Source organism: Clostridium carnis (assembly GCF_054657435.1).
The window spans coordinates 2,302,394-2,319,893 of record NZ_BAAHYS010000001.1 but is presented as its reverse complement, the minus strand read 5'-3'; the positions used below and the strand labels follow the sequence as shown (position 1 = coordinate 2,319,893).

The 17,500-nt window shown below is 29.7% G+C and carries 25 protein-coding genes; all 25 read right to left on the bottom strand.

The features are described from left to right. Positions 1-8: 8 nt before the first annotated feature. Positions 9-1,292 carry a siphovirus ReqiPepy6 Gp37-like family protein gene (locus ACYQ1T_RS11265; protein WP_459834741.1) on the bottom strand — a complete coding sequence of 428 codons (1,284 nt, stop codon included), beginning with the start codon at positions 1,290-1,292 and terminating at the stop codon, positions 9-11. Further along, on the bottom strand, positions 1,274-1,900 hold the full coding sequence (locus tag ACYQ1T_RS11260) for a hypothetical protein (RefSeq protein ID WP_459834740.1): 627 nt from the start codon (positions 1,898-1,900) through the stop codon (positions 1,274-1,276). Before ACYQ1T_RS11260 ends, ACYQ1T_RS11265 begins: the two co-directional genes overlap by 19 nt. Before the next feature lie 15 nt (positions 1,901-1,915). Continuing rightward, complete coding sequence (locus tag ACYQ1T_RS11255; RefSeq protein ID WP_459834739.1) at positions 1,916-2,788, bottom strand: phage distal tail protein; 873 nt, start codon at positions 2,786-2,788, stop codon at positions 1,916-1,918. Positions 2,789-2,799: 11 nt separating this feature from the next. Further along, entirely contained in the window at positions 2,800-5,499 is a 2,700-nt protein-coding gene (locus ACYQ1T_RS11250; RefSeq protein ID WP_459834738.1) for a phage tail protein, read from the bottom strand. Positions 5,500-5,806: 307 nt separating this feature from the next. Next, positions 5,807-6,133: a hypothetical protein gene (locus tag ACYQ1T_RS11245; protein WP_459834737.1), complete on the bottom strand. Its 327-nt coding sequence runs from the start codon at positions 6,131-6,133 to the stop codon at positions 5,807-5,809. Between the two features lie 27 nt (positions 6,134-6,160). After that, complete coding sequence (locus ACYQ1T_RS11240; RefSeq protein ID WP_459834736.1) at positions 6,161-6,700, bottom strand: hypothetical protein; 540 nt, start codon at positions 6,698-6,700, stop codon at positions 6,161-6,163. Between the two features lie 2 nt (positions 6,701-6,702). Then, on the bottom strand, positions 6,703-7,020 hold the full coding sequence (locus ACYQ1T_RS11235; RefSeq protein WP_459834735.1) for a hypothetical protein: 318 nt from the start codon (positions 7,018-7,020) through the stop codon (positions 6,703-6,705). Then, positions 7,007-7,393: a hypothetical protein gene (locus tag ACYQ1T_RS11230; RefSeq protein ID WP_459834734.1), complete on the bottom strand. Its 387-nt coding sequence runs from the start codon at positions 7,391-7,393 to the stop codon at positions 7,007-7,009. The genes ACYQ1T_RS11235 and ACYQ1T_RS11230 overlap by 14 nt, the downstream gene beginning before the upstream one ends. Further along, positions 7,390-7,734 carry a hypothetical protein gene (locus ACYQ1T_RS11225; RefSeq protein ID WP_459834733.1) on the bottom strand — a complete coding sequence of 115 codons (345 nt, stop codon included), beginning with the start codon at positions 7,732-7,734 and terminating at the stop codon, positions 7,390-7,392. Before ACYQ1T_RS11225 ends, ACYQ1T_RS11230 begins: the two co-directional genes overlap by 4 nt. Continuing rightward, entirely contained in the window at positions 7,731-8,054 is a 324-nt protein-coding gene (locus ACYQ1T_RS11220) for a hypothetical protein (protein WP_459834732.1), read from the bottom strand. Before ACYQ1T_RS11220 ends, ACYQ1T_RS11225 begins: the two co-directional genes overlap by 4 nt. A 12-nt stretch (positions 8,055-8,066) precedes the next feature. Further along, the gene (locus ACYQ1T_RS11215) at positions 8,067-9,308 is read right to left on the bottom strand and encodes a phage major capsid protein (RefSeq protein WP_459834731.1); all 1,242 of its coding nucleotides are present in this window, start codon (positions 9,306-9,308) and stop codon (positions 8,067-8,069) included. Between the two features lie 15 nt (positions 9,309-9,323). Next, a complete protein-coding gene (locus tag ACYQ1T_RS11210; protein WP_459834730.1) occupies positions 9,324-10,058 on the bottom strand; it encodes a head maturation protease, ClpP-related in 735 nt (244 codons plus the stop codon). Then, positions 10,051-11,208 carry a phage portal protein gene (locus tag ACYQ1T_RS11205; protein WP_459834729.1) on the bottom strand — a complete coding sequence of 386 codons (1,158 nt, stop codon included), beginning with the start codon at positions 11,206-11,208 and terminating at the stop codon, positions 10,051-10,053. Before ACYQ1T_RS11205 ends, ACYQ1T_RS11210 begins: the two co-directional genes overlap by 8 nt. Positions 11,209-11,268: 60 nt before the next feature. Continuing rightward, positions 11,269-11,544 carry a hypothetical protein gene (locus ACYQ1T_RS11200; protein ID WP_459834728.1) on the bottom strand — a complete coding sequence of 92 codons (276 nt, stop codon included), beginning with the start codon at positions 11,542-11,544 and terminating at the stop codon, positions 11,269-11,271. 23 nt (positions 11,545-11,567) lie between these two features. Then, positions 11,568-13,232, bottom strand: a complete 1,665-nt coding sequence (locus ACYQ1T_RS11195) for a terminase TerL endonuclease subunit (RefSeq protein WP_459834727.1) — start codon at positions 13,230-13,232, stop codon at positions 11,568-11,570. Further along, positions 13,216-13,530 carry a P27 family phage terminase small subunit gene (locus ACYQ1T_RS11190; RefSeq protein ID WP_459834726.1) on the bottom strand — a complete coding sequence of 105 codons (315 nt, stop codon included), beginning with the start codon at positions 13,528-13,530 and terminating at the stop codon, positions 13,216-13,218. Before ACYQ1T_RS11190 ends, ACYQ1T_RS11195 begins: the two co-directional genes overlap by 17 nt. 131 nt (positions 13,531-13,661) lie before the next feature. Further along, the gene (locus ACYQ1T_RS11185) at positions 13,662-13,988 is read right to left on the bottom strand and encodes an HNH endonuclease (protein ID WP_459834725.1); all 327 of its coding nucleotides are present in this window, start codon (positions 13,986-13,988) and stop codon (positions 13,662-13,664) included. 57 nt (positions 13,989-14,045) lie between these two features. Then, on the bottom strand, positions 14,046-14,342 hold the full coding sequence (locus tag ACYQ1T_RS11180; protein WP_459834724.1) for a hypothetical protein: 297 nt from the start codon (positions 14,340-14,342) through the stop codon (positions 14,046-14,048). A 259-nt stretch (positions 14,343-14,601) separates the two neighbouring features. Next, entirely contained in the window at positions 14,602-15,189 is a 588-nt protein-coding gene (locus ACYQ1T_RS11175; RefSeq protein WP_459834723.1) for a hypothetical protein, read from the bottom strand. A gap of 22 nt (positions 15,190-15,211) precedes the next feature. Continuing rightward, positions 15,212-15,451, bottom strand: coding sequence for a hypothetical protein (locus ACYQ1T_RS11170; protein WP_459834722.1), 240 nt, complete (start codon positions 15,449-15,451; stop codon positions 15,212-15,214). An 11-nt stretch (positions 15,452-15,462) separates the two neighbouring features. Further along, positions 15,463-15,708: a hypothetical protein gene (locus tag ACYQ1T_RS11165; RefSeq protein ID WP_459834721.1), complete on the bottom strand. Its 246-nt coding sequence runs from the start codon at positions 15,706-15,708 to the stop codon at positions 15,463-15,465. A 16-nt stretch (positions 15,709-15,724) separates the two neighbouring features. After that, entirely contained in the window at positions 15,725-16,270 is a 546-nt protein-coding gene (locus ACYQ1T_RS11160) for a hypothetical protein (protein ID WP_459834720.1), read from the bottom strand. Between the two features lie 63 nt (positions 16,271-16,333). Beyond that, entirely contained in the window at positions 16,334-16,714 is a 381-nt protein-coding gene (locus tag ACYQ1T_RS11155; protein ID WP_459834719.1) for a hypothetical protein, read from the bottom strand. A 115-nt stretch (positions 16,715-16,829) separates the two neighbouring features. Then, complete coding sequence (locus ACYQ1T_RS11150) at positions 16,830-17,042, bottom strand: hypothetical protein (RefSeq protein ID WP_459834718.1); 213 nt, start codon at positions 17,040-17,042, stop codon at positions 16,830-16,832. A gap of 129 nt (positions 17,043-17,171) precedes the next feature. Beyond that, positions 17,172-17,498, bottom strand: a complete 327-nt coding sequence (locus ACYQ1T_RS11145; protein ID WP_459834717.1) for a helix-turn-helix transcriptional regulator — start codon at positions 17,496-17,498, stop codon at positions 17,172-17,174. Between the last annotated feature and the right edge of the window lie 2 nt (positions 17,499-17,500).

Here is a 17,500-nt window from a genome sequence, read left to right as displayed (position 1 = left end):
CCTCCTTTCTAATTCAAATAAGCTATACCTGCAAATGCAGCTGTAAAGCTTATTATTACATTATTTTTATCTATATATCTTATATCACCCATAACTTTATCGCCTGAACTATCCACTACAGTTACATTAGGATACTTATTTAAGCCATGCATAACATTCCATGTTTCATTAGGAGCTATTTGAGTATGTGTATATGCTTTATCTCCACCCCCACTACTACCACCTTCATTAGATATATTAGAAATACTATTATTAATATTATCTATTACAGTTCCTTCTACCTTCCCCACTGTTATTTCTATACTTATATTATCTTCATAAATTTCTCTAACTTCTGTTATTCTTAAATCAGTAGTTCCCAAATTGTTTTTTACAGTTCCTAAGTCCCCTAGATCCCAATCTCTTTCATATACAAGGTTTCTATTAATTATAGTACATTCAGTATTTAATATATAATCATACTCACTTAATTTAGCTAACCCTCTATCTTGCAAATTAGAACCTTCTGAAATATCTCTAGCATCTATAAAAATTTCTCTTCTTTTTAATCCTGTAAAGTTCCCTTTGCTTACTATCTGTATTTCTCTTTCTGCTCCTTCTCCTTGTCCTGCAATATATCCAACATTTCTATAATTAATTGAGCTACGCTTATGTGTAATATTAGATATATTCCCAAAATCACTATTAAAGATTACCCTCGAATTAATACTTTGGCTTATTGTTCTATTTACTCCAACTTCTACATCAAAAATTAATTTCTTTGCTTTAACATCTAAATAAATAAACCACCCTAAGCCTGTACTATTTGCAATAGTTTCAACTTCTCTTGAAAGATTTTTATATCTACTCTGCCAACTTACCTTAGACCCTCTATTTTTATTTTCTGCCAAAACTAAATTTTCTATCTTCCTTGTTAAATCATTAGGGTTTATACAATTTTTTTCAATATAGTGTTTTATAACAACTTCCGATGAACCAATTATTTTATCGTAGGCTTCTCCTTCAGGTGGTATTGTTATTTTAGTTTCTATTATACTTTTTATATCTCTACCTTTTACTGTTATCTGCTCTTTATCTTCATCTATTTCTATATCTTCTATAATCATAGATTTATATTTACTTAAATAAATATAATTATCTTCTTTAAGAATTTCAGCATATTTTATAGGAGCAACTAATCGAAATTCTTTAGCATAAAAAAAGCTTCTTACAAAATAGAAGGATATATAATCTTCTATATCCCCTACAAATGTAAGCTCATTATCTAATATTTTCAATGCAATTCTATCCATATATCTCCCACCTTATTTGATACTGGAATTATCTTCTGAATATATATTCCTCTTATGCTTTGTCCTTGCATATTAGCAAACCAATCCTGCCATAGTTCCTTTTGTATTCCCCACTGTTGGTTAAATAAGTTCCACATTGATTGTAGATCATCTTTTCCTAAAAAACTCATATAACCACATAATAAACTTTGTCCTCTTTCATCTTCTAAAGTAACTGTCCCATCTTTAATTATTATCTTTGCTAAAGATAATTCATATATACTACTATTTCTAGTAAGGCTAGGTGTTTCCGTAGCAGTTCCTTCTACTATTACTATAGCTAATGTCCTATTTGTTAAATCAAGCCTTAAAACAACTCTACTTACTTTTGATATGCTATTAACTATCGTCTTAGTTAATTCAATTGTATTTAAATATAAATATCCATTTATACAAGCACTTCCAGGCAAGATTTTAATTTGAGTATTACTTACTTTTATTACTCTTAGATTATCTGTAGTTGGATTAATTCCTGTGCTTATAAATGTTTTAAAATAATTTGCAAAGTCTTCACTCTTATATTTTCTATCTCCATTTACACTATTAAAAAAGCCTCCAAATTCAGCCATAACAACCCCTCCTTTCTATAAATTGAAATAGTGGCATTTATATTTTATAATTACGCTTTGTGGTAAAAAATCACCGTCTGTAGCATAACTTATTTTATTTAATCCTTGATTCAAGCTAAAAAACGAACTCTCTATGTCTATATAATGATATGCTCGTTCTACTATATCTCCTCTTATAACTTCAACTGCTTTATTATCAAAAGAAGTATTAATATAAAGTACTTCCTCTTCTGTAAGATTTCTATTAACCTTTATAAATTTATTATTATTTAGAGTTATACATGGATTTAAAGCAGGTCCTTTAAAATAAACTTCTAATGGTGAATCTATATTCCCAATATTATTTATTTCAATCTCATTAGCTCCTTTTTGTGCAAATTCTATTCCCAAAGAACTTAACTCAAAATCAAATTCAAATCCACCTTCCCAAGTTTCAACATTAACTACTTTTCGATTCTGATCTACCCAAAAAGGTTTGAAACATTCAAATGAAACCTCAAATTCTAATATGAAGTCATTATTTGTTTTATATTCCGTTGAGTATTCAGGAGATTCCTCTGCAGAGCATTCTATTTCTTTGCTTATACCTGCATTATCATATTTTATAATAATATTATCTAAAGGATTTATTACATCATCTATATTGTTTTTTATAGAATCTCTTTCTGTCCTGTCATTTGCTATTATAGTTGCCTTAATATATACCTCTCTATCTTCTAAAGTTGTAGATAATAAAGTGTAGCCATGTTGTCCTATACCTCTTGATTTATTAAATGTTGCTCCTACCTTCCCTGAATTAAAAACATTTATTAAAACCCCACTTGAATATACATAGGAGTCAAGATTTATAGAATTATTTGTTCTTTTATTTATTATTTCTATTTGCATTTTCTATCCTCCTATGTAAATTTCAAATCTTTCATACTCTTCTTAGTAGCCTTTGTAATTTCATACGGACTTTCTGTTTTAGCATAATAATTATTTGTTACTTTTACATCATTAATATTATGAGTTTCTATATTACTTCCTATATTTCCACTACCTCCATTTCCATATTTAACTCCTATACTCATATCAGTACTTAATCCTTTAATAGCATTAGTTACTAAGTATTTGCTGTTATTTATACCTTTAGCTAAACCTTCCATAAAGTCAGGCATCCATGTTTCATAATCAGTAAGCGGACCTTCATCCGGAACTGTGAAATGAAGAAAGCTTCTTATTTTTTCCGCAACTCCAACTACTGCATCTTGAACTTTTCCTATCATTGCTTTTATCCCATTTATTAACCCTTCTATAAAATGCACTCCCCACGTATATGCTTGACTCGGTAAATTTGTTATAAAGCTTATAGCCGATTGAAATCCATTAGAAATGATACTTCCTAAAGTGCTTAGAATACTTGTTATTCCATCTCTTAATCCTGTGAATATATTAACTCCTAAATTATATAGAGTGCTAGGTAAATTTTTAAAGAAATCTAATATTCCATTCCATATTGAAACCACTGTAGAGCTTATACTTGAACATATGTTAACTACTATTTCTTTAAATCCATTCCAAGCTGAACTTGCTACTTCTTTTATAGCTGTCCATAATCCAGTAAAGAAATCCTTAATCCCATTCCATATTAAGGTTGATATATTAACAATTCCATTCCATGCTATTGTCAAATATCCCACAATAAAATCTATTGCACCCTTAAACACCATTTTTATACCTTCCCAAATCATGTTTAAAGCTTCTTTTAAATTATTTAATATATTACTTGCATCTTCCTTTAATTTAGTAAAATTTCCAGTAACTAAGTCTATAAGCAATAGTAAAGCTCCTAAGAATATATTCTTTAGGAGCTCCCACCATCCTTGAAAAAATGTTTTTATACCTTCAAATATTGTACTTATTGCTTGTATAAGCCAACCAAACTTTTCATTTACAAAATTTAATATAGCATCTAATGCACTGCTGAATATTTCTTTTATACTATTCCATACATTTGAAATAAAATTACTTACACTATTCAATATGTTTTCTATTGTAGTTTTTATATTATCAAATATCACCTTAACAAATTCAGGTATACCCATAATAAAATTCTTTAGACTTTCAATTGCATTAGGTATAGTTTCTTTAAAAAATACTATAATTGCATCTACTACAACTCCTGTTATCTCTTTAATCTTCTCCCATAAGTTAATCCAAAATGCTCTAAACTCATCGCTAGTATTCCATAGATATATAAAAACTCCCACCAATGCTGTTATTATTGTTATAACTATCCCAACAGGCCCAGTTAAGAACTTAATTGCCCCAGCTAATATTTTAGATGCAGTTGTAGCAGTTGTAGCAGCTCCTGTATAAATAGAATACGCTCCAGTTACTGTTGTTACAGCTGTGGTTAATCCTCCAGTCAATATAGATATTCCTTGTATTATTTTTGCAAGTGGCGCTATAGCTGCAATAACTCCTAAGATAACTAATATTACTTTCTTTGTTCCATTATCTAAATCAGTAAACTTTTTAACAAGATCACCCAAATATTGAGCTGCCTTTGCAATAATTGGTGCTAACATAACTCCAATAGATGCTCCTGCTTCTTTTATAGCTTCTGAAGCTACTCTCATACTATTAGCAGCACCATCACTAGTATTAGCAAAATCACCTTGGGCATTTTTCGTTTTATCTAATACATAGTTATATCTAAGTTGGACTTTTTCAGCTTGATTCATTTCATTTATTTTTTTATTAATCCCTTGTGAATGTGCATACTCTTGAAGATTTGCTTCCGTCATTACTATTCCAAGTTGCTTTAAACTTTCTGTTTCTCCAGTATATATACCATTTAAAGCTGTTTTAGCTACATCAATTCTTACATTTTTAAAACTTGCTAAATCTCCAGCTAATCCAACTAAAGACATACTCATACTGTTAGCAGCTTCAGTTCCTATCCCCATTCCAGTTCCCATATCTGAGAATTGTGCTACCATATCTAGTGCTGAACCTTTAGCAATACCGAAACTATCTAGTGTAGTTTCTGAAAATCTAATTACTTCTTCAGCTCCGCCCCCACAAGCTACTTCAACTTTATTCAATGATTCTAATAAATCTGTTCCTAAGTTTCCTGCTGCTACACTTAATCCACCTATTGCTATAGTAGCTGGCATCATAGTGCTAGATACTTTACCAGCTCCTGATGCTACTTTACCAGCAGTATCACCTATGTTTTTTAAAGTAGAATTACAGTTTGTAGCCTGACTTTCAAGACTTTTTAATTCCTTTTCAGTTTTTATAACTTCTCTTTGTAAAGCTCTATACTGTTCTTCTCCAATTTTCCCATTTTCAAATTGTTGTTGAACTTGTTTTTCTGCTTCTTTTAAGGTTCCTAATTTATCCTTTGTATTACTAATAGATTCAGCTAATAATTTTTGTTTTTGTTGTAATAACACAGTATTATTAGGATCAAACTTCAACTGTGCATTTACCTGCCTTAATTCACTTTGTAAATCTCTACTAGTCTTATTTACACCTTTCAAAGCTTCTTGCAGTGGCCCAGTATTTCCACCAATTTCAATAGTAATACCCTTGATATTACTTGCCATAGTTACCTCCTTTCTAAAAATAGAAAAGAACTAATATAATATTAGCTCTTCTCCATTTTCCTTCTTATAGCCTGTCTATCAGGTCTTGTTTGTTCAACTCTCCAACAATTTTCTAAGTACTTTCTTCCATCTTCGGTTTTCATATACTTATAAATTACTGCATCCCTTAGGTATAACCAAAATTCAAATACTTCTATTTCTTCTATTTCCTTAAATGTATAACCTGTATATTCATTTACTAGCTTTTCCTCTATTGTATTTACTTCATAATGTTGTTCCTCTTCTTCCCCTGGATAATAGGGGATTTTTAGTTTGGGGAGTTTTTAGTATTATTTAGCCAATCAAAATATTTCGTCATTAGCATATCCATTTGATCCATGTCTAAATCTTCTATAAATACTTCTGGTACTTTTACTCTAGCTTTATTCTTATTTAATATAAGCCTTATAGAATCAGTTAATTCTTCTATAGTATTTTCTTCTTTAGACTTTGAAAGCCTAGTTATTTTCTTTAATACTTTTAATTTAGGTGGCTCTACTTCTAACTTAATACTATCTTTTATTTCACCTTCATCTGTTGTTTCATATAATGTTACTTCAAAATATCTCTTGTTTACTCCACTAATATCAAACATTTTTTACTTCCCTTTCTAAGATGCTTTTTATTGCGCTATTTCTTCCTCAAATATAATTTTTGTTCCTTCTTTATCGTATGGTTTTGCTTTAAACTCAGCATCTATAACCGTTTCCTTGTCTTTTGCAAATGCTAAAGAAAACCCAGCTTGATTCTTACCAACTATAGTTGTTCTTATATCACCATCTTGTTTATCCTTGTGAACAAATCGTATTATATAATCCTTGCCATCATAATTTGTTATACCGCCTATTTTTACAATTCTCTTCCCTGCAGATTCAGTTATTCTTGCTGTACTGCAAAGTTTTTTCAAAGTCTTTCCATTCCAAGTCATTATTCCACTTTTAAATGTCACTTCTTCATCTGTTAGAATTTCTTTTTCAACTAATCCTAAATCATCTTTTACACTGTAGAAATTAGGCTTGTATTCTAATGTTGCTCCACCTTGTATAAGACCCAAAAGATTATTTTCTGTTTCAATAGTACTGCTTTCTGGAATTTCTCCTGAAAATTCAGCTACATATAGTTTTCCACTACCTAAGACAATTTTTTCTCCTGTTGTTGCCATGCTTACACCTCTTTTTCATATAAAGAAAAAGTATATATCGTTTCAAAAAATTTTTGACTATCAACGTATACCCTCTCTTTTTTAAATTTTATTAACTTTTCTCTTAATAGATCTTCTATATTTTTTTCTTTTTCCTTATCAATTCTTGCTGAATAGAACTCTATAATTATATCTCTTTCAACTATATTATTTTTAATATCTGCCCCCGTTTCTTCAATACCTTCTAAAAATATTATAAATGGAAGTTGCGGAGCTTTTAAAAAGCTAGTTTCCGCTACTGCTAATCCAGTCATTTTTAATAATCCTTTAACGTCTAACACTTTTTATTGCCTCCTTTGATAACTCTTCCATTCTCTTTTTTGCTAACGCTTCTCCATATACAATATGTGGATATGCCTTGGTCCTTCCTCCTTGTACTACTGCATGACCATTTTCTAATAAATGAGTTAATCTATGTTGTCCATTTGCTACGTACCAAGTTCTTCTTTTATTACGTCTATCCTCAAATGATGTTTTCACTCTAAATGCCTTAACATATTTACCAGTTGGTTGTCTAAACGTTACTCTTCTTTTTATTTCTTCATTTGTTTCCATAGATACTTTATCAACTACATTTTTTATCTTATCGGTCACTTCATTTGTATATCCTTCTAATTCTTTAACTAAAGCAGCTTCAAACTCATCTACAGTCATTTAACCACCTCAAACATTTCTAATTGATTTAAAGTTAAATCTAAACATTTAGGATTAGTTGTATCTATTTCTTGTATTAACTCTATACTATATATTCCAAGTCCATTTATTAATACTGTATCGTGATTATTTATACCCTTAACTTGTGGTATCCTTATTACTGCACTAGTCTTTACTTGTACTGCCTTTGCTGCAAAATGTCTATTAAATCCTAATACCCTTTTAGAAAATTTAAGGGCCTTGTATTTATAATTTTTATTTCCTTCCTCATCCTCTTCATAAATATCACAAACCCCATCATTAAAGCTTTCAAATTGAATATTTCTTGTTTTTATTTTCAACTTGTAGCACCTTCTATCTGTGATGGAGTTTTAGCCTGATACTCAAAATGTAATGATTGTAATTCACCAATAAAGTTAATTTCAAACATTTCTAAAGCATGACTATTAGCATACCTACAATAATCCAACAATAATTCTTTTGCTGAACCTTCTTCTGTAAAATCAAGAGTAGACACTCCTGCAATATTCTTCAAGCGTGTCATTCCTCTTTTCATAATTCCTATTAAATTCTTATTTGTTTTTTCATCTTCCCATGTGATATTTAAATAATCTTTTACATCAATAAGAAGCTTAGCCTCTTTTTCGCTTAATTCTGGCATAAGATCACCTCATTAAGCTTGTTCTTTAGTTTTAACAGTTCCTTTTACCTCTGCAACTGTAACATCATTAGCTATATTCACTTTAAGATTGGAAGGTGCTAATCCACTAATATCTAAATAAATAAAATCATTATCAGATGTAGCACGACCATTTCCTAATACCTTTACTAAGTAATATCTTTGGTCCTCAAGGAACTTGTATTCGTCTGAATACTCAATCTTACCACCTTTAGATGATTCGCTTCCTATTCCCATCTTATATTTACTTGCTATTCCCAAAATAGCTGCCCCTTCTCCCATCTGTTCTGATTGTACTACATTCTTTATATCTAATGGGGTATCACCAATTCCATCTGCAACATTCCTTCTCTTATTTGCTATTAAAGAAGGTAATACTTTTTTATAATAATCAAATGGATTAACTATTAAAACAACATCATTAGCATTTACTGTCCTAGCCTTATTTGAATCAATAGGATCCCTTGTAAGATCTGCATATAACCCACCTACAGTTTCGCATGAAAGATCTGTTATAGCTTTTTTTATTTTAGCTGGATATCCAGTACTAGAAGATACAGAAACGCCTTCATGTATATCCCTTATCATTCCTATAGGTTGATTATGACCTGTACCGTTTATTATTCCTTCTTCAAGTCCATACGCTATTGATTCGCTTAAAATAGCTCTTACATATGCATCTAACCATTGTGGGCCTACTTCTAACATATCTTTAGATACAGGCATAAATGCAGATAATTTATTAAGACTTATATCTACTTGGCCAATTGCTCCTGAAAGTTCTTTTGTAATAGCTTCTGAAATTGTTCCCCATACTGCTAATTGTTTACCCTTTTTATTAAAAAGCATCTTTTTTACAGCGGTCATATTTTGAAAATCTATTAAATCTAGCAATGGATGATTAGCTTTTAAATCGTCCATAACATTATCTATAACTGTAAATGGTAAAGCTATGTCTAAGTCAGTTATTGCTTGTCTAGGATTTGAACTCTTTGCTGCATCTATCCAACTTTGATAAAACTCAGTTTCTTTTTGTGTTAATTGATGAATACCTCTCTTTTGAAGTATCTCTTTATCTTGTGTCTTTTGATAAGCTCTTACATCTTCAAGTACATTTTGCTGTATTGAATCTGCAAAATCAGTTAACACTTGTACAATTGCACTACCATCTTCACTTTGCATTGCAACCTTCATATCATTCATTAGTTCTTGCTTTATTAAATCTTTACTTTTCATTTCTTTTCCTTCTTTCTATTTTATATTTTTTCTAAATGCTTTCATTAATTTTTCAGCATTTGTTCTATTATTTTGATATTGCTGTGGCACTTTAGGATTAGGTGCTAACCCATCTAATTGTTGCTTTATTGCATTATTAAACCTTTGCTGTGCCTTAATAATATTTTCATTATCTTGTCCAGCTATTTCATCACATAAGCCATATTGCAAGCATTGTTCTGCATTAAGCCATGTTTGATTATCTAGAAGTTGATTTAATATCTCTTCTGTTAACTTATTTCCAGCCTTTGTTAAGTAACTTGAACAACTAGCTTTATCAATTACATCTAAATCATTAGCTGCTTTTCGTAACTCCTCTGAGTTTCCCCAAGCTCCACTTGATGCATGATGTATCATCATCAAAGTATTAGGTCCCATAATCACCTTATCTCCAGCCATAGCAATTACTGAAGCTATACTGCATGCAAATCCATCTACATATACTGTTTTATTTGCTGAGTGCCTTTTCAACTGATTATAAATTGCCAACCCTTCTTTAACTTCTCCACCATAAGAGTTTATATAAATATTAATTTGTGAAATATCTTTTGCTGATTCTAATTGTTTTTGAATGTAATTTGCAGATGTTTGGCTTTCTATTTTTTCATCTGTCCACCAATCGTAACTATCACCTTCAACATAATCATAAATATATAAATCTAATGCATTATTAGCTACCGACTGCTTTATTAAGTACATTGCCTTATTCATCTTTACCACCTCCTTCCTGGTCTAGTTTTGTAATTTCTGAATAATTCTTTGTTATCCAATGTTTCACACTCCATTCTGTATTTAAAGGTGTATCTCCTATTTTTTCTAATAATTCATCAATACTATACATCCCACTAGATATAAGCTTGTCTATTTTTTCTGCAATACTAAATATATCAATATGTTTTATACATGTAGTATCTATTTTTAAATATGAACCATTTAAATAAGCTTTTTTACCATATCTCTTACGATTAGCCTCTTCCGATAATAAATCCACTATTGGATCTATAGAAAATGTTAAATAATTATCTGTTACACCTTGTACTCCTGCAATATCTCCATTTAAAAGTGGTGGTGGAATTTTAAATGCTTGTGCTGCTCTTTGAAAAGCTTCTTTAATTAGATTTTGAATATCTACCATATCACTAGTAGATTTTCTATTTCCATCACCATTTTTTTCTTCATACTTAACCCCTTTTGGAAGGTCTAAAACTGCATTTTCTGCTTCAAAGTAATTTTTAAATTTTCTTTGGAACATATCTTCAATTTCTTTTTTCCTATTTTCATCACCTTTGATTATTGACTCTAGTTCTACTACACCTTTTCTTCCACCAGATCGCTTATATTTCTTAATTGCTAATTCTAATAAATCATTATAATTACTCATAAGATTTGAAAATAAACTTTTAGTATTTTTGTTATTGTATTTAAAATATAGTACTTCGCTCATTCTATAAGTTCGTTGAAAAGTAAAATCTTTTCTTGTTATATCTTCAAATATGTTTTCAACAACTGCATACTCTTTTTGATTAAAACTATCTGCTATTACTAATTGTCCATTATGTTCAATTACTAAACATTCATTTTTATACAACAATTTTGTAATAAGTTCTTGAATAAACTCAGTTGAATTTTGATTTTTATTAGGTTCAATATTCCAGATATAATATTCGTCGCCTTTAGTCTTCTTACCATTCATATATGTTTGAAACTCACATTTTGAAATAGATCCCGCTATAAGATTAATAGCAATATTTATGGCGAATTCCTCTATAGCTATTCGAGTTGATAGACTAGCAATTTTTTCATCAAGGTAAATTACTTCTTTATCACCAAAGAAATCTCTAAACCAATCTAATATTTTCAATTTCTCACCCCCTTTCAGGGCAAAATAAAAAGCCTTACTAAATAAGACTTGTAACTTTATCTATATTTCTTTTAAAATAAGTTCTTGTATTTTTACCTTTATCCAATTTGGAGTATGTGGATCATCCACTAAAGCCGAAAATACCATTAACATTTTTTCAAATAACTTTGTATCTTTTAAGCTAACTTCTAGTTTTGTACCATGCTCTTTATCAGCATAAGTTGCATGCCCCATTGGTTGCAATGCTCCATTGCACTCAGAACATCTTCTACCATCTCTTTTTGATATAGTATAGTGTCCACATTCAAAACATCTATATGCTGTTAATTTATTCAAAATATCACCACCTCTTAATATTTTTAATATGTGTAAACACCTAGTCCTAAATCTGAAATATCTATTTCCTCTCCACAGTCTTCTAATTCTTCACTTACGCACATAGCTGCAACAAAAGCCATAAACCCATCAGTCTTTCTACTTTTAGGTTCTATTTTCCCAAAACTATAATTGTCATGAGCTTCTGCTTTAAGGCAAGCATTATTTGCATACCACCTCATCAACGGATTTTCTCCCCATACAATATTATGATTTGTAAATGCACTATTTATAACTGGGTACATAAGCATTTGATTACTCGGCCTATTTAACCTAACATTGTTAGCTCCTTTTTTATCAGTATCAAATCCCACTGCATTTAAGGCTTTTCTTAATAAAGTCCATCTATAGCTATCCATTCCTAAAATAGTTAAGTTATACTTCTGCGACATTTCCCATAGCCAATTAGCTGGTGTTTCTGGTGGTATTTCAGGACCATCAACAAAAGTTAGTAATTCCCCTCCCTCCTCTGATGCCCACTCTTCCAACGGTGCTTTTATTCTTGGTAAATCTCTACTTTCTTTACAAACCCATGAATGCGTTAACCAACAATATTTTCCTTTATGTTTAAACAATAGCCCCGCACTTACAAAATCAGTTGTTTTAGCGTAATCTATTCCAACTACACAAGTTTTCCCCTCCAAATCTGGGAATGGTTGATTAGTAGCTAATATGTTTTCCCAACTTGTAACTTCTTTGTCGGCATTTCCTTTAGGGATGTTCATTCTTTTAGTCATAAATGAAGAGTTGCTTATAGGATCATCTTTATAATCTATATACTCCCTCTTCATTTGTTCCTGAAGATCCTTGTTTCTATGAAGCGACGGATTTGCTTTATCCCACTTTTTAGGATTATCAACTTCTTTTTCATCATCAAGTTTACACATAAAGGGCAATAATCCATTATCCCCTATAGCTCCTTTTAGAATCTGTTTTCCTCTAGCAATAATCTTGTCCAATGGTCCATCTCTAACATCTCCATTAGTTGTTGTTATTGTAGTTCTTGGATTTTTCTTTTTACCAAGTCCAGTTTTAAATACCTGGATTGTTTTATAGTCCTCATACTGATGGTATTCATCAAAATCAACTTTACCTGGTCTTCCTCCATCCTTTGTTTTTGCATTACTAGTCCTGAACTTCAATTCAGAACCTGTTTTCTTATTTCTAATTACTTCTTTATTCCAGTAAAAATGTTTTTCTAGCTTATTCTTGTTATCTTCTAAAACATCATAAACATCATTGAAAGAAGTCATCGCCTGTTCTTCAGAATTTGCGCATATATCAATGTGATATTTCTTAACTTTGTTGTATTGGCTTATCAAACAAAAATCTTCAAAAGCTAAATATCCATTTTTCCCTGCCCCTCTTCCGACTAATATTAATAAATCTGGCCATCTTAATGATCCATCTTTTCTATAAGTACAATTATGAAGAGTAAAACAAAATACTTCCCATTCAAATAATTCAAAAGGAAAGTATTTTTGTAAACTTAAATATTTATACAATTCTTCTTCATCAACATATATGTCTTCCTTCTGAAAACATTCTTCTACATAGTCAACCAATTGTATCTGTTCTTCACAAACTTCAATTTTCCTACTTCTAACTAAGTCAATATAATTTTGAATCTCTTTACAAATCGTCATCATCTTCACCACCAACATTACAGTTGCTAGTAGTAAGTTGTAGTTCTTTTAATATAGCTAACTTTTGTTTGTTATACGCTATAGCATTTTTTACGGAGGGGTTTTCTTTAGTAATAGGATTTCCTGAAGCTGAATAGGTTTCATAACTTAATCCACGCTCTTTTATGTCCTTTTGCATAGCTTTTTCTTGATTAAAATACCAAATATAATCATCAATTAAACCTAAAAAATGCTCAACATTTGCCCCTTTTTCTTTTAATTGTTTTAATAGCGAATCCTTGATTTTCTTAGCACTTGCCATATTATCCCTCCTTTCAAATCTGCTATATTTTTTCTATTTTTTCTCACGTACGCGAGGCAGACGTTTTGTCGTCCCTTACTACCCGTTCTCTCCATGCCTGGAGTTTTTTGAGTTTTTTGACCCGGGGGTATCTACCATTTTTCTTCATTTATCTGTTCTTTAAATTTATATTTACATTTAAATTTTTCAGGATGAAGAATATTATGACATTCATTACATACGCACATAAGATTACTTTTAGTCAATGCTAACCAAGGAAATTCTTTAACGTGTTTAATATGGTGAACTGTTGTTGCTGCTCTATACTTACCTTTAGCCTTGCACATTTGACACTCATAATTTTGCTCTTCTAATACTTCTTTTCTTAAATGTTTCCATAATGTTGATACATAAAAGGCATGAATATTATCTTCTTTAAATAGCTTTGCTATCCATTGTATTAGTTCTATAGCATTCAATCTTTATCCCCTTCTTTATATAAAATAAAAAGAACCCTATCTCTAGAGTTCTAATAATTACTTGTATGTAATTAAAGTATGGAAACCTTCATTTTGTCCTGTTAATCCTTGTCCTTGTATGCTATTAAACTTTACATCTATTATCTCATAGCCATCTTTTTGAAGCCCTGTTAATACTTCGTCAATTTGTGTTGTATATTTATCTTCGCATCCAAAACCTTGATTAAGCCATTTACTGAAACTATTTACCATTAATATATGAACTAACCCATCTTTCTCTTTAAGTCTTGGTTTTATTTGACTTTCATACATACTTAAAGCTGCTTCCTTTTGTGCTCTATTAAAAAAACCCAAACTTCCCACCCCCTTATATTTACAATATTATATTATTTTCACAATTAAGTAAAGCACCTAATGAATAATCATTAAGTGCTTTTCTTTGTAATCCTTGTCCATTTGAGGGTTATTTAATTTTTAATATTTTATACTGATGTTTATAAAGGGTTTTGGGTTTTAAGGATTTATGAGAGTTCTAAGTAAACTTCTTTCAATATCATATTACTACGTAAGGTTACTGCTCTCAATAGCATAGTTTGTGCATAGTTTGTTGCATTTATATAACGTCCTTTATACTTTCTGGAAATAGAATAGTTACAAGTTTATTTATTAACCTCTTCCTATTTCTTAATATTGTAGTTCGTTCTTTGTTAAATGCTTCAGCAATTTCTTCATCTGTGCTTATCTTTTCTTCCTCTTCGTTTAAATATTTATATCTAATAATATTAAAGTATCTATCTTCTCTTATTTTATCTAATGCATTATCTATTCTTTTTAAATCTCTTTCAGTTTCTAACTTCTCTAACATATACTTTTCTTTTAATTCTGTATATCTATCCCCTTGAGTAGATCTGTTAGCAGAACTAAAAATAACAATACTCTTTGATTTTTCAGGTAGTCCAAATTTTTCTAAATCTTTTATCGCTTCTTCCTTCTGATTTACTGCTTCTTTTAAATTCTCGTAATTATATAGTAATAGTTCTACTCTTTTATAAAAAGACAACTCATTTTTTATTTTATTTGAACTATTTAACTTCTCTATTATTTTATCTGCTATATCTATAGTTTTTGCTTCTATTGTTTTTTCTATTGTCTTTTTTACATTTTCGTTGATTATATCTAAATTTGTTTTTTCCTTACTCATTACTCTTGCCTCCTATAGTTCATTATTTATAGTTCTTTTTATTAAATGCTTGATTAATGTATCTATCCCAATAGTTACCTATAAATTCACTATACTTTAAAACTGGTATATGAAGCTTTTCACATACTTTTTTTATTGCAGTTTTTCTTTCTAGTGGATTCTTTGTTCTATCCCAAATTACTTTACATTCTTCATATGTGATTATATTTTTATACATATATCCTCTTCTCCTATTTAATATTTTCCCTTTTATATCTTCCACTTTTTGCCCTCCTAATACTTTCCGTACTTGGCTTTTCTTCTTTTATGAAGCTTATTTCTATTTTCTACCCTTTTTCTATATTTCTTTTGAGCCTTATATTTATTTATATCTATATTTTTCATCGTTTCTTTAAATGTATCTATTATTCCTATACATGCCCTTTTAAATGCTGTTGCTATTTCATTAAGTATTTTTTCTAACTTTTCAAGTTCTTCATCTGTTATGTTTAATTTTATTTTCAATAATTCTTTATCCATTTATTATCACTCCTATTTAATATTTTTTCCTTTTTACCCAAAATACTACACCGGCTATTGTTGAAATTATGATAACTCCTGTTAAGATATCTTTCCATATTCCACTGAATCCATAGTTAATTGTTTCAGTAGTTCCATTCGTTGTAATAACTGCTGTATTATGACTAGTTGCCATTCTATATAACCAGTAATTGTCCCAGAAGCTTGTCCTGTAGCTTTCCCCTCTATCATTTATATAAGTTGTATTGTTATTATTTATATATGTCTTTTTAATTACTGTAGTTTTATTTTTTGATTCTGTTTTTGTATTTGCTTTATTATTTTTACTTGTTTCCTTATTGCTTGAATTATTTTTCACTTTATTTGTTTTGCTAGTGCTCGAACTTGATTTACTACTAGATTTAAACGATCCACTTTTAAAACTACTTGTAGAAGATCTAGTAGCAACTCTAGCTGGAGAGCTCCTTACTACAGTTGCAGCTAAACAAGTTTTATTAAAAGTAAATATGATTAAAACAAGAAATATTTCTATGGTCTTTTTAAATGTTTTTTTCTTAATCATTTTTTCTTCCTCCTATAGAATGGATTACTATGCAGTCCACTCTTAATTTATTTGAAATACGTATTAAAAATCTGTAGAAGCAATTATTTCTGGTTCAAGTAATTCTTTATCTCCATATAATTCTTCAATTGCAACTTTTAATGAACGGTATTTATGAACCATTCCATCTATCCTCATTAAATCTCCAAACTTAGGGTGTTGTTTCCATTTACCATCTACCTTTATATAACTTATTAATTCATCTTTTCCCTCAAGGTCAGAAATATCACCTTCATCTTCTGTTAGAAGGAACATTCCATCATTATATAAATCTCGTTCCTCTACGTTATCCTCTGTTAAATCATCACCAAACTCTTCATTGTACCATTCTAAGGTTTTTGCTATATTCCAAGGTGTTACATACCATTCATAATCATTTAATTTATAAACTTTTAAGTTTTCCATCTAAATAACCTCTCTTTTATTTATTTTCTTATTTCGTAATAGTTTCAATTTCTATTTGAATTGCGTAATAAAAAAAGCCACATTCTCATTACTGAAAATGTGGCACTATCTTTTTTTACTTAATAATTTGTTTAAGAATTTTATCTATCAACTTAAATAATTTAGTTTTGAATATTTCCTGCCTAAACTCCTCACTAGCACGCCTTAAATCTAATATGTTCTTAGCTAATGAATTCTTAAATGCAGGATTAGTTTCTATTTCAGTTACTTCTTCTGATGAGTAGTAAGACCCTAAAATAAAAGTCCCCTCACTATGTTCGTTCTTCATATTACACCTCCTACATACTATGATTATATCATTAAGTACACAGTAAAGATAGCACCACATTATTCAGTTTTCAATGAACGATTTTTTGTTTTAATTAGTGAACAATATAATCAGATTATTTACTTTTCATTACTTACATCTCCTATATGCTTTAATTTCTTTTAATAAAAATGTATTTTGTTCCTTAAGCTCTATATTTTCGTCTAGAACTCTATCTAGTTTATTATTCTGTAATTTTATTTCACTATTTAAAATCTCAATTATTTTAATACAATTTTCTATACTATCCGGTTTTATCGTATTACTTAAATTTGATTTATATTTTCTTATATAATTATTAACAGTACTTCTTGAAACTTTTGTTCTTTTAATTATTTCTTCAGTGCTCATTCCTGATTTAATATATTCTCTTATTACATTCCTTTCATCTTCTGTTAACTTTTTATTTTTACTCATCT

Bases quoted from the DNA above. Each gene is read 5' to 3' on its own strand.
- ACYQ1T_RS11265 (WP_459834741.1), bottom strand. From the start codon at position 1,292: ATGGATAGAATTGCATTGAAAATATTAGATAATGAGCTTACATTTGTA.
- ACYQ1T_RS11260 (WP_459834740.1), bottom strand. From the start codon at position 1,900: ATGGCTGAATTTGGAGGCTTTTTTAATAGTGTAAATGGAGATAGAAAA.
- ACYQ1T_RS11255 (WP_459834739.1), bottom strand. From the start codon at position 2,788: ATGCAAATAGAAATAATAAATAAAAGAACAAATAATTCTATAAATCTT.
- ACYQ1T_RS11250 (WP_459834738.1), bottom strand. From the start codon at position 5,499: ATGGCAAGTAATATCAAGGGTATTACTATTGAAATTGGTGGAAATACT.
- ACYQ1T_RS11245 (WP_459834737.1), bottom strand. From the start codon at position 6,133: ATGTTTGATATTAGTGGAGTAAACAAGAGATATTTTGAAGTAACATTA.
- ACYQ1T_RS11240 (WP_459834736.1), bottom strand. From the start codon at position 6,700: ATGGCAACAACAGGAGAAAAAATTGTCTTAGGTAGTGGAAAACTATAT.
- ACYQ1T_RS11230 (WP_459834734.1), bottom strand. From the start codon at position 7,393: ATGACTGTAGATGAGTTTGAAGCTGCTTTAGTTAAAGAATTAGAAGGA.
- ACYQ1T_RS11220 (WP_459834732.1), bottom strand. From the start codon at position 8,054: ATGCCAGAATTAAGCGAAAAAGAGGCTAAGCTTCTTATTGATGTAAAA.
- ACYQ1T_RS11215 (WP_459834731.1), bottom strand. From the start codon at position 9,308: ATGAAAAGTAAAGATTTAATAAAGCAAGAACTAATGAATGATATGAAG.
- ACYQ1T_RS11210 (WP_459834730.1), bottom strand. From the start codon at position 10,058: ATGAATAAGGCAATGTACTTAATAAAGCAGTCGGTAGCTAATAATGCA.
- ACYQ1T_RS11195 (WP_459834727.1), bottom strand. From the start codon at position 13,232: ATGATGACGATTTGTAAAGAGATTCAAAATTATATTGACTTAGTTAGA.
- ACYQ1T_RS11190 (WP_459834726.1), bottom strand. From the start codon at position 13,530: ATGGCAAGTGCTAAGAAAATCAAGGATTCGCTATTAAAACAATTAAAA.
- ACYQ1T_RS11175 (WP_459834723.1), bottom strand. From the start codon at position 15,189: ATGAGTAAGGAAAAAACAAATTTAGATATAATCAACGAAAATGTAAAA.
- ACYQ1T_RS11165 (WP_459834721.1), bottom strand. From the start codon at position 15,708: ATGGATAAAGAATTATTGAAAATAAAATTAAACATAACAGATGAAGAA.
- ACYQ1T_RS11160 (WP_459834720.1), bottom strand. From the start codon at position 16,270: ATGATTAAGAAAAAAACATTTAAAAAGACCATAGAAATATTTCTTGTT.
- ACYQ1T_RS11155 (WP_459834719.1), bottom strand. From the start codon at position 16,714: ATGGAAAACTTAAAAGTTTATAAATTAAATGATTATGAATGGTATGTA.
- ACYQ1T_RS11150 (WP_459834718.1), bottom strand. From the start codon at position 17,042: ATGAAGAACGAACATAGTGAGGGGACTTTTATTTTAGGGTCTTACTAC.
- ACYQ1T_RS11145 (WP_459834717.1), bottom strand. From the start codon at position 17,498: ATGAGTAAAAATAAAAAGTTAACAGAAGATGAAAGGAATGTAATAAGA.